Genomic DNA, 12370 nt, shown 5'->3' with positions numbered 1-12370 from the left:
TTGTAAAACAGGCCACGGCCAGCCCACCTATAACGGCAAGGGAGATAACGGCCAGCATAACTAATAGAAAGTCTGTCTTTTCAAGGGTTCTGCCCTGGAACGCCCCGTTGTAGATAAAAAATTCGCTCACAAAGCCGTTTAATGGCGGAAGCCCGCAGATGGCGACAGAGCCGGCAAGAAAGGTAAGACCCGTAATCTTCATCCGCTTCATAAGCCCGCCCAGTCTGTCGATCGCAAGCGTGCCCGTACCGTGGAATACGCTTCCTGCGCCCATGAAGAGCAGGGCCTTGAAAATGGCGTGGTTTAACACATGCATGAGACCGCCTGTAAAGCCCAGAAAGGCCATGGCCGGATTGCCGACCGACACCCCTGTCATGCCAAGACCAAGGCCTATCAGGATGATGCCGATATTTTCAATGCTGTGATATGCCAGTAGCCGCTTGAGGTTATGCTGTCCCATTGCATAGACTACGCCCAGCACCCCTGAGACGATCCCGAAGATGAGGATGCCCCTTCCGAATATGACCGAATCCGGGCTTAGTGCGAGGTACAGCCTCAGGATGCCGTAGATACCCATCTTGATCATCACGCCTGACATGAGGGCCGAGACATGGCTCGGCGCTGCCGGGTGGGCATGGGGAAGCCAGATGTGAAGCGGAAAGACGCCGGCCTTTGAGCCAAATCCTATAAATGCCAGGAAAAAGACCAGGAGTTTTATATCAGGTAAAAGGGATGCCGCGGATGTGAGGTTGAATGAGCCGGTTACGGCGTAGATGACGCCAAAGGCGGCGAATATAAAGAGCGCCCCTGCCTCGGTGAAGATAAAGTAGATATAGGCCGCATGCCTGGTCTCTTTCTGTTCATAGTCGTAGACTACGAGAAAGCAGGATGAGATGGACATGAATTCCCAGGCAAGCAGAAATGTGACCATGTCATCCGCCATGACAACAAAGGCCATGGCCGCGATAAGGAGGCTGAAAAAGAGATAGTGGGCCGCAGTTCTCAGGCCCTTTGTCTGATCGCTCAGATAGTGAAAGCTGTACAGGGCTGAAAGAGACCCTATCAGAAAGATGGGGATGAGAAAGAAGGCGGTTAGCGTATCTACGTGGAGCGAGAGCGGCAGGATATGGAGCCATGTCCAGGCTGCAGCCGCAGGTCTTGCCGTATAAAGGCTGTTTATGGCCCCGGACAGGCCTATCATACACCCCAGGGAGATGCCGCCTGCGGCTAAGGCCTTTAAAAGGGTGAACCTTTTATAAAAGAAAAGGGGCAGGACGCCAGAGGCCAGGATTGTGATCAGGGATAAAAAAAGCGGCTTCATGGCCTTTTGGAGAATATCTCCCCCTCCTTTTTCTGGATAAAGGACAACAGCTCTTTCCTTGTCATATGCAGTTTGATTCCCTCTATAAACTCGTTATCCATTGAGAGGCGGCGAAGTTTCATGTCTATAATGGCCTGTTCAGCCCTGTTGGCTGGCAGCGTAAGAAATATTATGCTTGTCTTTATATCGTCCATTGCCTTGAAGTCTGTCTCTTCTTCAAGAAATGCGACAATGAGCATTGTTCTTTCAAAAAAGACAGGGCGCTCAACGCTTGGCGTCATGAATGCGATTCCTTTCAATGAAGACGAGACCAGGGATTCGTTGGCAAAGATAGAGATCTTAATGGCCTTTTTATCAAAGGAGGCCGAATAAGGGATGGCGGAAAGGAGTTCATCTATAGCCTCGTCGCGGTTGCCTCCTTGGACACGATAGATGACGGTCCCATTTTCAATGGCCTTATGGACTGTGATGTCTGAATTTATCCTCCTGTTTCCCGTCTCGGTGTTGGTTTGGGCGTTTATCCAGTCCTCCATAGCATCCGCCCTGAAACGCCACTGTCCGCCAATCTTGACCGCGAACGGGAGCTGATTTTCATTGAGCATGCGATAGATCGTTTTATCAGAAACACCCAATTTTAAAGCAACATCCTTGATCGCAAGGAAGGTTTTGTCCATATCTGTCCAATCATGTCTAGAAATGTCTCGAGCAGTAAGGATATATATGCCGTTTTTGTCTGATGTCAATAGGAATTTTATCAAAATCAAAAAAATACAGTTGGGCAGCTTGTTAAGGCAGTTATTATTTTCTATAATGTTTAATTAGGCTTTGTATAATTTTCATTATCATTCATGCTGGCCGGGCGGCATCTCGACAAGGAGTCAGGGTGCGGCTTGAGTCCGACCTGTATGCATGTGTTATCAACTGTTTATGAAGAAAGAGAAGGTATCGATCTCACTGGGTCAGTTGTGCATGGAGTACTGAATATTAGGTAGCTGTCTTATGGTCAGATCAAAGGAGTCTCTGGATGGAATGTAAAATTAACAAGATCCTTGTGGCGAACCGCGGGGTGCCGGCGGTTCGCATCATGCATACGTGCCGCGACAGGAAGATATCTACGGTCGCAGTTTATAGTACCCCGGATCGGCTCGCACACCATGTAAGGGTGGCCGATTCGGCGATCCATATAGGCGAGGCGCCTCCAGCCGAGTCATATCTCAATATGCAAAAGATGATAGACGCCGCACTTATGACAGGAGCTGACGCCATACATCCCGGCTGGGGTTTCCTTGCAGAAAACAGCACCTTTGCACAGATGGTGATAGACGCAGGGCTCATCTGGATTGGGCCGCCGCCGAAGGTCATAAAGGCCATGGGAGACAAGATGGAGGCCAAGAAATTCGCCGTCAGGGCGAACGTCCCGACTATTCCAGGTGTCAGCGATGTTGCCGATATAGGCCAGATCAAGAAATGGCTAAAAGAAGAAGACGTCTCATATCCTATCATGATAAAGGCGGCATTGGGCGGCGGCGGCAAAGGTATGGTAAAGGTCGAATCCGAGGACTATCTTGGCCCCGCACTTGAGCAGGCGAGGTCAGAGGCCAGGAAGGCCTTTGGCGATGACAAGCTTTTGGTTGAGAAATATATCGAGCGCGGACGTCACATAGAGGTACAGATAGTTGCAGACGAATATGGCAATGTCTTCCATCTCTATGAAAGGGAATGCACACTCCAGAGGCGGAACCAGAAGATCATAGAAGAGGCCCCTTCTCCATCCATAGACCACGACATAAGAAACGAGATGTGTTTTACGGCGGTAAGACTCATGCGCGAAATTGGGTACAGGAGTGCGGGTACGGTGGAGTTCATCTTTGATTCCGCTACAAAGCGTTTTTATTTCCTGGAGGTCAACACCCGCCTTCAGGTGGAGCACGGCATAACCGAACTCATAACAGGTCTTGATATAGTGGACCTCATGATAGACGTGGCGGAAGGGAAACGTTTTGTCTTCAAGCAGGCTGATATACATCCGAACAGATGGGCCCTTGAGGTGAGGATCAATGCTGAGGATCCAAAGAATTTCAGTCCTTCATTTGGTAAGATCACCCGCATGGAGGTCCCGCAGGGGCCAGGCGTCAGGATCTCTCAGGGGGCCTATGAAGGTGCGGATATCCCTGCCTATTATGACTCGCTCATCATGCTTATCATGACCGCTGGTCCTGACAGGGAAGATGCCGTCAGGGTCATGGACAGGGTCTTGAGTCGGAATTTCAGGGTCGAGGGGATCAAGACCCTGGCCCCCCTACTCCTCAGCATAATAAGACATGAGTCATTCAGGCGCGGCGAATTCTCGACGCGGTTTATAGAGGAGCACATGGATGAGCTCGTCTCCACATTTAAAGAGAAAGATATGGAAGATGAGGTGTTGAAGATCGCAAGTTTTGTTGCAAGGATCTCGGCCCTTGGACCGCAGGAGTGGATGTGACATGAGTGCAGAAAATCGATTTGTCAGACCGGGCATGAAGCCCTCAGAGATTGTAAGGCGGGTTAGGGAGCTGGATGGTGTGGCTTTGACCTCTACAGGGATGAGGGATGCCGGTCAGTCGGATTATAAGAACCGCCATCGCATATATGACCTCATAACCCTTGCCCCTTTTTACGAGAAGATGAATCTCTTCAGCGCCGAGTGTCATGGTGGGGCAAGGTGGCATGTGGGTATAATGAATCGGAAGGAGAGCCCGTTTGAAGAGATCAGGCTCTTGAGGGAAAGGATGCCGAGCATCCTTCTCCAAACCCTCATCAGGGAGACCAACCTCTGGGGTTACAGGCCTTATCCGAAAAATGTCATAGAGTACGTCGTGGCAAATGTTGATATAGACATATGGCGGTGCTTCTCTTTTTTAAACGATATAAGGAATATGAGGGCGGTCGCGGAAGTGGTCATGAAGAGGGGGCGGCTTTTTCAGCCAGCCATCTCCTTTACACAGGCCGATTGGACCACCAATGAATACTATCTTAAGCTGGTTGACGAGATCGTTGACCTGTGCGGCGGTGTTGACGAGATTATCCTGTGCATAAAAGATATGGCGGGTGTTGGGAGCCCTGAGCGTATCTCAAGCCTTGTCGACGCGATCAAACAGGTCTATCCTGAACTCGTGGTCCAATATCACCGCCATGCGACAGACGGCCTTGCGGTGCCTGCACTCCTGGCTGCGGCCAAGGCAGGGGCCAAGATAATAGACGTCGAGGAAGATGCCCTTACTCGTTTTTATGGTCAGGCGCCCATGCTTACCGTCCAGGCGTATCTTGAGGAATCCGGGATAAAGGTCATTCTCAATAGAGAAGAGGCCGAGAAGGCCTCACAAAAGGTGAGGGACTGGATCAAGCAATACGAGTGGGCTGAATCGCCGTTCAAGGGCTTTGACCATACAGTGACTCAGCACAAGATGCCCGGAGGCGCATTCCCAAGCTCATTCGAACAGGCCGAAAAGGGCGGTTTTCTGCACCTTATGCCTGCGATCCTTCGTGTCATGTCTCTTTACAATCGCATCGTCAGATACTTTGATGTTACACCTGGTTCGCAGATCACATGGGTGACCTGCAGTGGTATGGTGAATAAATATGTGAAGGCCAAAGGGGATGCAGGGGTCAAGGAGCTGATCGGTCTCCTTACAAAATTTGTAGAAGAAAAGGATCAGAATTTTGATGCGATGCCCCAAGATGAACAAAATGAGCTGCTAAGCCTATTTCGGACTGCGCCTGGTGATTTTAAGAATCTCATCCTTGGACATTACGGCAGACTCCCCATGGGTTGGCCTGCGGAGTGGGTCTATAGGAGTGCATTCGGCGACGAGTGGCAGGAAAAGATAAAGGAGAGAAAGGAGCTTTCTCCGCTTGAAGCCATCCCCAATGACGACCTCGGACAGATTCGCGATGATCTGCGCGGGCATTTGATGCGCGAACCAAGCGAGGAGGAGTTTATCCTATATCTTATGCATCCGAAAGACGCCCTTGCATTTATAGAATTTAAGGATGTATATGGAGAGGCCCCTATGGTGCTTCCTACGAATGTCTGGAGAGAGGGGCTCAAGAATCCTGGTGATAAGGTGGAGTTTGAATTCTGGGGCAAACCTTATTGCATCGAGCTTGTATCTCTTGGCAAGGAACATGAAGGCGTTGTTCATGTGGTCATGCGTGTGAACAACAAGACCAGGGTCTATACCGTTGAGACGCCAAGGGCGAAAAAGGTCGAGGTTCGCATGGCCAAGGGGCCGCTTCAGATAGGCGCACCAATAAACGGTAGCGTATGGAGGATAGGAAATCCTGTTAGGGGCACATTGAGGCCGGGAGATATGGTTCATAAGGGCGAGGAGATCGCCAACATTGAGGCCATGAAGATGGAAAATGCGGTCATTGCGCCGTTTGATGCACAACTGAAGGAGATATGTGTAAAACTCAATGAATCTGTGCAGGAAGGCCAGCTGCTTTTTGAGTTAAAAAAGCTTTAAATATAATATAATTTTTGGGCGTATTATAAAAAATGAAGCCCTTCAAAGGGGTAAAGTATTTTTACATTTCGACCTATTCGACGACTTAAGGGATAAATATAAATGAAAGAAGGCCTATTGTTCGGGATGGTGCGTAAGGCCCTGCAAGGGGCTCTAATTATCAAAAAAGGAGGATCTTGAAATGCGTTTAATTCTACTGGGAGGGCCGGGTGCCGGAAAGGGTACGCAGGCCAATTTGATCAAGGAGAAGTTTGGCATTCCTCAGATATCAACAGGCGATATGTTGAGGGCTGCAGTAAAGGCTGGTACGCCGCTGGGGCTCGAGGCCAAGAAGTACATGGACGCAGGTGGTCTCGTGCCGGATGACGTAATAATCGGGCTTGTAAAGGATCGGATCAAGCAGCCCGATTGCCAGAAGGGGTTTTTGTTTGACGGCTTCCCAAGGACGATTCCTCAGGCCGAGGCCATGAAGAAGGCGGGTGTGAAGATAGATTATGTCGTGGAGATTGACGTCCCTGATGAGGAGATTATCAAGCGCATGAGTGGCAGGAGGGTACATCTGGCGTCCGGCAGGACTTACCACATTGTATTTAATCCCCCGAAGGTTGAGGGTAAGGATGATGTAACCGGTGAGCCGCTGATCCAGAGAGAGGACGACAAAGAAGAGACCGTCAAGAAACGCCTTGAGGTCTATCATGCGCAGACTGAGCCCCTTATAAAATTTTATATGGATTGGGAGAAATCCGGCGACACGAATGCCCCGAAATTTGTAAAGATAAACGGAGTAGGATCTGTAAACTCAATTACACAACAGATATTCAAGGCATTGGGTGCAAATTGATTGTCTCGGTTTATTGGAGCACGGGTTGCCTAGCGGCCTGTGCTCCTTTCGGCAAGTGGCATCTTAATTTTTTTATGTCCCTGTCTTTAGTTCCAGGTGAGAAGCCCCATCTCGAACTTATGCCCGAGCTCTTTTCTGTACGGATAGCACCGTACGGAGAAGCCTATTTGCCCGCTTGAAAGGCACAGAAGGTTCCCTTTAAATATATGGGCGCTTCCTTCATTTTCGCCGGAAGGAAGGAGCGGGAGTGGAGAGCCTAGCGATATCTCACCTTTTTCATCGAGCCTTCCTAGGTAGGCCTCTGCCCTGATCTCGTTCGGATCCAGGCCTGCAAGATCTATTATAGCGCTGATGGGCAGCCGGTCTCCGACCTTTATAGAATCGTTAAGCGGTACGCGGATTTCAAGTATCCTGACATTCGGCCAGGTTTTGATTATATTTTGTTTCCAAAGGGTAAGGGATTTAAGTTCATTCCAGTTGTTTTCTTTGAGTATCCGCCACTTGTTTGTGTTTGGTAGGTAGAATTGTTTGGCATAATCTTCAACCATGCGGTTTGTATTGAAAAATGGACAGATGGTCTTGATGGAATTTTTGATGATTTCAATCCATTCATCCGGAATGCCATGGACGTTCCTCTTGTAGAATAGTGGGACGACGGAGTTTTCGAGCAACTCATATAGGAGCCTGCTTTCGACCTCGTCCTGATATTCATGATCCTGGTATTCCTCGCCTGAGCCTATGGCCCACCCGTTTCCGTCTTTGTATCCCTCGACCCACCAGCCGTCAAGGATGCTCAGATTTATGCCGCCGTTGGCCGTTACCTTCATACCGCTCGTGCCGCTTGCCTCATTGGGCCTTCTTGGGGTGTTGAGCCAAACGTCCACACCTTGGACCAGGTGCCTTGCCACCTCAATGTCGTAGTTTTCAATGAAGACTATATGATTCCTGAATTCAGGCAGACTTGCCGTCTGTACCACCTGGTGGATGAGTTCCTTGCCTAATTTATCCTGTGGATGTGCCTTTCCGCTGAAGATGATCTGAACGGGACGCTCAGGGTCTGTAAGGATCTTCTTGAGTCGTTCAAGGTCCTTGAAGAGGAGTGCAGCGCGCTTGTATGTAGCGAAACGCCTTGCAAAGCCTATGGTCAGGGCCTCCGGATCCAGCACCTCTTCAGCCTTTTCGATCTGATATGAAGAAAGTCCTTTTGCCTGGAGTTGTTTTTTAAGCCTGGTCCTTGCAAATGAAATGAGCGTTTCGATCATCCTTTCTCTAGAGCGCCATATTTCAAAGGCCGGTATCTGTTCCACCCGTTTCCAGATGGCGTGATCCGTCGGTTCGTCGATCCATCTTGTCCCCAGGTAGCGTTGATACAGACGGGCCATTTCGCTTGACATCCATCCAAGGGTGTGGATACCGTTTGTGATATGGGTGATCGGAACCTCATGTTGTGGTATCTGCGGCCATATATTGGCCCACATCTTTCTGGAGACTTCACTATGGAGCTTGCTTACCCCATTGGTCTTAGAGGCCATTTTTATGGCAAGGACGGCCATCGAGAAGGCCTCAGTCGGGTCACTCGGGTTGATCCTGCCGAGGCCAAGGAATTCTTCCATGTCGATCCCAAGCCCTTCAACTGTTTTTGTAAAATAGCGGCGTATCATCTCAGGAGGAAACCTGTCTATGCCCGCTTGAACAGGTGTATGCGTCGTAAAGATGCTGGTGGAGCGGACCGCCTCTACTGCCTCAGTGTAAGAAAGTCCGTCGTTTTGCATGAGTTGGATTAGGCGTTCTATGGCCATGAACGCCGAATGCCCTTCGTTCATATGACATACAGTCGGGGTGAGGCCCAAAGCCATCAGCAGCTTTATCCCGCCCATCCCCAAGATTATCTCCTGCTGGATGCGTGTCTCCAGACCACCGCCGTAGAGGTATGAGGTGATCTGCCTATCGGCCTGTGAATTTGACAGTACATCCGTATCAAGCATATATATCTCAACACGCCCTACCGCTATAGACCATGCCCGTGCATACACAACCCTGCCGTCCATTTCTACCTGTACCGTGACCGGCTCCCCGTCCGACCCCTTTAGCGGTTTCAGGGGCATGTTGTAAAAATCGTTTGACGGATAAGTCTCGAGCTGCCATCCATCTGTGTTTAAATATTGCTGAAAATATCCATGCTTATAGAGAAGCCCTATACCTACCAGCGGCAGGCCGAGGTCGCTTGCTGATTTCATGAAGTCGCCAGCCAGTATCCCAAGACCTCCCGAATAGAGCGGTAGGCATTCGTGAAGCCCGAATTCTGCTGAAAAATAGGCTATGAGCCCCTCCGACTGCTTGCCTTCAGCTAGTTGTTTCTTATGCCACGTCTTGCTCTTCAGATAACGTTCAAGTTCGCTGTATATCTCGTCAAGTCGAGCCAGGAATATTTCGTCGCGTTCAAGCTCCTCAAGCCTAGGCTGCTCAATCATGCCGAGCATTGCCACGGGGTTGTGGCCGCTCCGCTCCCATACATCCCTATCCATGTCTTGGAAGAGATATATAGCCTCAGGGGTCCATGTCCACCACAGGTTGTTGGCTATGGCAAGGAGCGGTTTAAGGCGCTCCGGGAGATTCGGGGAGATGTTTATGGTCCGCACAGTGGGCATCGGCTCTGCTCCAAATAATGTCTCGTTTTGAAAAATATATTAGGCAACGACAATGCCGCCGTCTTTTAACTCAATAGTCAGTATGTCCCCCTTCTTGGTCTTGCCAGAGAGAATGGCGTCTGCGATCTGATCTTTTATTGTCTGTTGTATAAGGCGACCAAGGGGTCTTGCGCCGTATTTGGGATCATAGCCATGCTTTGCAAGCCATGAACGGGCCTCATTACATACCTTGAGGCCTATTTTTTTGGCTGCAAGTTGGGCTTCCACCTCCTTTAACATCTTGTCCACAACACGTATCATAACATCAGGGGTGAGTGGATTGAATTGCACGATCGCATCTAACCGATTCCTGAATTCAGGGGTGAATGTCTGTTTTACAGCCTCTGTGCCTTTGTGGGTGGTATTTTCAAGATCTTGCCCGAATCCTATGGTCCTACCTTCCATCTCTCTTGCCCCTGCATTAGATGTCATTATCAGTATGACGTTTCTGAAGCTGGTTTTTCTGCCAGTATTGTCCGTAAGCGTTGCATGGTCCATGATCTGTAGAAGGATATTGAATACGTCAGGGTGGGCCTTTTCTATCTCGTCCAATAATAAGACGCAATGCGGATTTCTTCTTATGGCCTCGGTGAGCAATCCACCCTGATCGAATCCGACATAGCCTGGAGGGGCACCTATTAACCTCGCGACCGCATGTCTTTCCATGTACTCACTCATGTCAATGCGGTGGAAGCCTATGTTCAGGAGCGATGCGGTCTGCCGGGCGAGTTCGGTCTTGCCTACCCCTGTCGGGCCAACAAAGAGGAAGGACCCTATCGGGCGGTCGGGATGAGAAAGCCCTGCGTGTGCGCGCCTGATGGCCTTTGAAATGAGATCAATTGCGCTGTTTTGTCCGAATATTAATGATTTCAGCGATGATTCAAAACCATCGAGCTTGAGTCTTGATGCACGCGAAATGGACTTGGCTGGTATCTGTGCCATCTTTGCCACGACGCATTCTATATGACGGGCCGTCACTAGTCTAGGGCTGTCGCTGGATGACATAAGCCTCAGAGACGCCGCCGCTTCGTCTATTACGTCGATGGCCTTGTCGGGAAGATATCGGTCTGTCAGATACCTTGCAGACAGCTCTACAGCCGTCTTCAATGCTTCATCCGTATATCTCACCTTATGATACCTTTCATAATTCAATTTTACACCCTTCATGATCTTGATGCTTTCAGGTATCGCAGGCTCCTTTATCTCTATCCTCTGGAATCTGCGTGAAATAGCCCGGTCTTTTTCAAAGAAGTTTCTGTATTCCTCATAAGTAGTGGCACCTATGCACCTCAGTTCGCCGCTTGCAAGGACCGGTTTCAGTATATTCGCTGCGTCCATTGAACTGCCGCTTGTGGCGCCTGCACCGACAAGGGTGTGGATTTCGTCTATAAACAGGATGGCGCCTGGCGTTTGTTGCAGCCTGGCTATAACATCCTTGAGCCTTGATTCGAACTCGCCCCTGTATTTGGTTCCGGCGATGAGCGCGCCTAGGTCCAGGGCGAATATCTGCGCCCCGGCAAGGGCCGGCGGCACACTTTTTTTCCAGATGCAGAGCGCCAGTCCTTCGGCTATAGCTGTCTTCCCAACGCCTGGTTCGCCGACGAGCACTGGGTTGTTTTTCCGCCGCCTGCAAAGTATCTGCATGGTCCTTTCCAACTCCAGTTCACGCCCGATCAGGGGGTCTATTTCACCTGCCGCTGCTTTTTTGATGAGATTTGAGGTAAAGGCCTCAAGCGGATCTCTTTGATCTTCATCGGCGTCAGGCACCCTGTCAAGGGGGCACGGTTCATCTGATGGGCGTCCAGCAGGGTCATGGCTGGCCTTTGTAATGCCATGAGAGATGTAATTTAATACATCAAGGCGGCTTATCCCCTCTAGTTTAAGGAAATATGCGGCATATGATTCATGTTCGGTCATGATCGCTGACAGCAGGTCGCCGATCTCGGCGCGTTTTTTGCCGGCGGATTGGCAGTGCATTATGGTGATTTGGAGCACCCTTTGAAGTGCAAGGGTAGGTTTTGGCGCCTCAGTGTGCCTTTCCGTTTTTTCAAGGTGGGTATCAAAAAAATTTTCCACGCGCGCCTTGATCCGGTCCGGTTTGCCGCCGCATGCCCTTATGAGCCTTGATCCGGCTTCATGGTTTATGATGGCATACAACAGGTGTTCCAGCGAGAGAAATTCATGACCCCTTAGATGCGCCTCACGGTTTGCAATATTTAGGATCAGGTCTATGTCTTTACTTATCATGGTCTTTACCTTTGTCTTTAAATATATATTAAACCATGCCTTAAATAGATGATAGGGCTTATCATTTAGGACCTATTAAAAAAACGAACAGCCTGGTCGTTCATAACCGTATCTTTAGTTTCGGCTGGGGATTGGGTGGTGAAAGGGATGCACTTTATCGTGCAACACCCTTCCATACATCGGCGATGTGCCTCCAGGCTGGATCCTGGGCTGTAGAAAAGGGGGTCCATCAGGCCTCTTCGCAACTGGCGAGGAGTGGAAATCCGTTTGCAGCCGCCAAGGCATGCACCATTTCCACCTTCGTCTCAGCCAGTTCCTTTGGGTAGAGGCCGCATACACCGCTGCCTTCATTATGAATACGCAGCATGATGTTGGTCGCCTCCTGTTGAGATTTATTAAATATCTCCATCAGCACCTTCACCACAAATTCCATGGTTGTGTAGTCGTCATTATAGAGTAGGACCTTGAACATGGGGGGTTCTTGTATATTTTGATCCAGCTCCAGTTCCAGTGCTTGGAGCGGCCCTTCCTTGGCCAGCCGTTTACTCATAGCGATTATTTACCTGCATGTATATTAGAAATTCGGTATTGCCTCTTATTCCAAGGATTGGTGAGGGCGTGACGCCGATTACGTCTAGACCCAGGTCGTATTTGAAGAAATGGATCAAGTCATCCACCGCCTCTTGCCTAGAGGCTGGATCTTTGACTATTCCCCCCCTCTCAACCCTTTCCCTTGCCACCTCGAATTGAGGTTTTATAAGGGCAACTA

General features: G+C 49.8%; 9 protein-coding genes. 3 read left to right on the top strand and 6 right to left on the bottom strand.

All coding sequences use genetic code 11. From position 1 onward, the window contains the following. Together ACP5SG_RS07790 and ACP5SG_RS07785 are read right to left on the bottom strand one after the other, a co-directional pair. On the bottom strand, positions 1-1321 hold a 1321-nt coding region (locus ACP5SG_RS07790), incomplete at its 3' end, for a proton-conducting transporter membrane subunit (protein ID WP_428123304.1). Then, the gene (locus tag ACP5SG_RS07785; RefSeq protein WP_428123302.1) at positions 1318-1995 is read right to left on the bottom strand and encodes a helix-turn-helix domain-containing protein; all 678 of its coding nucleotides are present in this window, start codon (positions 1993-1995) and stop codon (positions 1318-1320) included. The genes ACP5SG_RS07790 and ACP5SG_RS07785, both read right to left, overlap by 4 nt. Before the next feature lie 350 nt (positions 1996-2345). Here ACP5SG_RS07785 and ACP5SG_RS07780 point away from each other — a divergent pair, with 350 nt between their 5' ends. The 3 genes from ACP5SG_RS07780 to adk all read left to right on the top strand — a co-directional run bounded on the left by ACP5SG_RS07780 (position 2346) and on the right by adk (position 6667). Beyond that, entirely contained in the window at positions 2346-3803 is a 1458-nt protein-coding gene (locus tag ACP5SG_RS07780; RefSeq protein WP_237887680.1) for an acetyl-CoA carboxylase biotin carboxylase subunit, read from the top strand. A 34-nt stretch (positions 3804-3837) separates the two neighbouring features. Further along, positions 3838-5826, top strand: a complete 1989-nt coding sequence (locus ACP5SG_RS07775; protein WP_428123299.1) for a biotin/lipoyl-containing protein — start codon at positions 3838-3840, stop codon at positions 5824-5826. A gap of 181 nt (positions 5827-6007) precedes the next feature. After that, the gene (gene adk / locus ACP5SG_RS07770; protein ID WP_237887684.1) at positions 6008-6667 is read left to right on the top strand and encodes an adenylate kinase; all 660 of its coding nucleotides are present in this window, start codon (positions 6008-6010) and stop codon (positions 6665-6667) included. An 86-nt stretch (positions 6668-6753) separates the two neighbouring features. Here adk and glgP read toward each other — a convergent pair whose 3' ends face one another. From glgP to ACP5SG_RS07750, 4 genes are all read right to left on the bottom strand, one after another. Next, positions 6754-9315 (bottom strand): alpha-glucan family phosphorylase, encoded by a 2562-nt coding sequence (glgP, locus tag ACP5SG_RS07765; RefSeq protein WP_424661291.1) that lies wholly within the window; start codon positions 9313-9315, stop codon positions 6754-6756. A 39-nt stretch (positions 9316-9354) separates the two neighbouring features. Beyond that, positions 9355-11601, bottom strand: coding sequence for an ATP-dependent Clp protease ATP-binding subunit ClpA (clpA, locus tag ACP5SG_RS07760; protein WP_424661292.1), 2247 nt, complete (start codon positions 11599-11601; stop codon positions 9355-9357). A gap of 229 nt (positions 11602-11830) precedes the next feature. Next, positions 11831-12151 (bottom strand): ATP-dependent Clp protease adapter ClpS, encoded by a 321-nt coding sequence (clpS, locus tag ACP5SG_RS07755; RefSeq protein ID WP_237887690.1) that lies wholly within the window; start codon positions 12149-12151, stop codon positions 11831-11833. Beyond that, on the bottom strand, positions 12144-12370 hold a 227-nt coding region (locus tag ACP5SG_RS07750; protein WP_428123292.1), incomplete at its 5' end, for an SAM-dependent methyltransferase. The genes clpS and ACP5SG_RS07750, both read right to left, overlap by 8 nt.

Origin of the sequence: Dissulfurimicrobium sp., assembly GCF_049968175.1 — a bacterium.
Lineage (GTDB): Bacteria > Desulfobacterota > Dissulfuribacteria > Dissulfuribacterales > Sh68 > Dissulfurimicrobium > Dissulfurimicrobium hydrothermale.
The sequence above is the reverse complement of the archived record's forward strand: the minus strand, read 5'-3'. Positions and strand labels throughout refer to the sequence as shown.